General features: G+C 65.6%; 3 protein-coding genes and 1 pseudogene. All 4 read right to left on the reverse strand.

What is annotated here, in order from left to right; all coding sequences use genetic code 11:
- Nucleotides 1-671: pseudogene (locus K728_RS0112650) on the reverse strand (adenylate/guanylate cyclase domain-containing protein); the annotation flags it as partial.
- A gap of 35 nt (nt 672-706) precedes the next feature.
- A complete protein-coding gene (locus K728_RS0112655) occupies nt 707-1,267 on the reverse strand; it encodes a PH domain-containing protein (protein WP_024476949.1) in 561 nt (186 codons plus the stop codon).
- 19 nt (nt 1,268-1,286) lie between these two features.
- Nucleotides 1,287-2,168: a biotin--[acetyl-CoA-carboxylase] ligase gene (locus K728_RS0112660; RefSeq protein ID WP_024476950.1), complete on the reverse strand. Its 882-nt coding sequence runs from the start codon at nt 2,166-2,168 to the stop codon at nt 1,287-1,289.
- Between the two features lie 304 nt (nt 2,169-2,472).
- On the reverse strand, nt 2,473-3,040 hold a 568-nt coding region (locus K728_RS0112665; protein ID WP_443110981.1), incomplete at its 5' end, for an SDR family oxidoreductase.

The following is a 3,040-nucleotide window of genomic DNA, read 5'->3' on the forward strand; positions in this document are numbered from 1 at the left end:
CCGACGGCGCGGGCCAGCGGCAGCGGGGCATCGTCCTCGTCACCCAACCTGCCTTCGGCACTGGCCTGCAGCCCGGATTCGGCGCGCAACGCCAACCGTTGCACTGCCGCGTTCAGTTGGCGTCGCCAGGCGTAAACCAGTGTCTTTTCCAGGGGTGCGATAAGTTCGGGAAGCTCGGCGACCAGGGCCTTCCGGGCAGCCGCATCGGAAATTTCCCGCTGCGCCGCCATCTCTTCGACGAGGGCTTCGATCTGCCAAACCACCATCCGGTCAGTCATCTGGCCAATGGCGCGGGTGATGGAGATTGCCGCGTTCTCGGAGACCTTGTCACTGCGGACGAGTTCGATGATGGTAATCAGCGCATCCTGGTCCTTCTCGGTGAAAGCCACGTCCTCGTCGGAGATGTTCGGGAAGCCCATGGCCCGCCACAGCTTGCGCGCCGAGAGCAGCGACACGCCAGCACCGGCCGCAACGTCGCGGCGTCGGAGGGTTCGCTCGGCGCCCAGCAGTTCTATTTCCAGGTTCCGGATCGCCTCGCGGGACAGGTCCTGCTGCGGGACCGGGACCACCTCCGGCGTCAAAGGGGACGACGCGTCCTCCCCTGCCGGGGCAGGAGCAGCATCGGTCGCTGGCTCGTCCTGGCCCAGGTCGGGCTGATCGTCAGCAGTCATTCGCTCTTCTCCCGTCCGTAATCGCTCATCTGGTGTCAGTAACCCTCGAGGTCATGCACCGGGTCAGCTTCCATGTCTACACCATCAAACATGACGGTCAGTGGGAGGTCCCCGATCGCTTCGACCATGAACTGTTTGAAGGTGTGCACTTGTGGCACGTCCGGGTAGACGACCGTCCGGTCGCGGCCCAGGTCCACGGTCAGGTTTCCGCCACCCGTGGAGCGCTGGAGCAGTGTCTGGCTGGTGTCCAGTTGGTAGATGCTGGCGAGCGCAATCTCCTGCTCGCGCCGGGTGGAGAGTCCGCGACGGCTGATGAGCCGCCGGCTGGTCAGAATGTAGCGCGTGCCCCACCACCGCAGCAGCGGGCGGACAAAGATCCGCAGCAGAATCAGAACCGCGACCGCCAGCACCAGGATCACCCCTAGGGGCACCCATTCGAGCACCTCGGTCGGCAGCGAGTCGCGGCTCAGCAGACCGAGCGCGAATCCTGCCCCCGCCAGCACCACCAGCGTGCCGATGAACGGCACCAGCAGCGGCCTCGGGTGGGGCCGGGTGCGCACGATGACGTGCTCGCCCGGCGCAAGCTTAAGACGCACAACCGCTCAGCCGCCCACGTCAGGAGACCGGCCGGACGTGCACGACGTCGCCGGCCGTGACGGTGTGCCGCTCGTCGTCGTAGTCGCGAACCAGCAGTGCACCGTGCTCGTCGAGGCCCAGCGCCCGGCCGAGGAGTTCAACGCCCCCCGGGAGTTCCACCCGCACATCCTGGCCGAGCGTGACCATCCGGTCGCTGACCCGCTGGGCGAGGGAGGTACCGTCCGGCCACTCCCGGCGGGCGTCGCCGTCGACGGCCCGGAACGCGGCGTAGAGGTCAGCGAACCGGCGCAGGAAAGCACGCAGCAGCACGTTCCGGTCGGTGGTCTTGGCGTATTCCAGCAGCAGGCTGGTTGCGGTGGGGACCGGTAGTTCCTGGTCGGTCAGGGACACGTTGGCGCCCACTCCGACAATGACCGCTGCGGGCCCCCCGTTGGTGCCGGGGACCAGTTGGGCCAGCACTCCGGCGAGCTTGCGCCCGTCGACCAGCACATCGTTGGGCCACTTGAGCTGGGGTCTGATCTCGGTACGTTCCTCGACGCCCTCCGCCAGGGCGAGGGCGGCGAGGAGGGAGAGCCACGAGTAGCTCTGCGTGGGCAGCGGTCTGCCTGCAGGGTTGTGCGGGCGGAGCAAAATGCTCACGATCAGCGAGGAACGTTCGGGGGCAATCCATGGACGATCCAGCCGTCCACGCCCGGCGCTTTGCTGTTCGGCGGTCAAGACGCTGAGGTCCGGCCAGTCAGCGGCGTGGTTTTTGGCGTGGTCAGCGAGCTCGGTGTTGGTGGATCCGGTCTCGGCCACAACCTCGAGCCGCCCGTAGGGTCCCTGGGGCGAACAGAGGGCGTTCCGGAGCGCCGCTTCATCCAATCCGGGGCGTTCGAGGTTGGAATAGCGGGAGGTCATGCTCTGATCTTACCCAGCGTGGCTTTGACCGGGCTGATGATGGCCTTCGGGCAGCTGTGGCGGGTGCCCCGCAAAAGTTGTGCACGGGGTGGGTGCCCGTTCTAAAAGGTGCATGCAATGCAGGCAGTGCATGCACCTGGCGATCCACAAATGCATGCATTGCAGGCAACGCATGCACCTTTTGAAACGCGAGTAGACACCCGGAGAAGGAAATGATGGAAAACGAAGCGGCCGGGTCACAGCAAAGACCGCCAGTGCAGTGCAACGCACTGCACTGTCAGGGCTGGACCAGGGTCACCTCCGGCTAAAGGAAGATGTCGGGGACCAACTGATCCTCGGCTGCTCCCAGGCTGTAACCGGTGAAGTCGGTGACGCCTTCCTCGCGCAGCACGCCTTCGTCGGTGAAGAAGTTGCCGGTGCAGGAACGGGATGGGCGCACCAGGATGGCGTGCGCCGCATCGGCGACAATCTCCGCGCTTCGTGCGCCATTGACGATCTGCTCACCGCCGGGCAGGTTCCGGATTGCTGCGGTGTCGATCAGGGTCTGCGGCCAGAGCGAGTTGACCGCTATTCCTTCGGCCCTGAACTCTTCGGCCAGCCCGAGCGTGGTCAGGCTCATGCCGTATTTGGCCATCGTGTAGGCCAGGTGGATCCCGGCCCAGCGCGGCTCCAGGTTCAGCGGCGGCGACAGGGTCAGGATGTGGGGGTTGCTTGAGGCGAGCAGGGCATCCAGGGCCAACTTGCTCAACAGGAAGGTACCCCGGACGTTGATGTCGGCCATCAGGTCATAGCGCTTCATACTGACGTCGCGGGTCCGGGAAAGATCGATGGCCGAGGCATTGTTGACGACGACGTCGATCCCGCCGAACTCG

The organism is Arthrobacter sp. CAL618, from assembly GCF_000468215.1.
Taxonomy (GTDB): Bacteria; Actinomycetota; Actinomycetes; order Actinomycetales; family Micrococcaceae; genus Arthrobacter_D.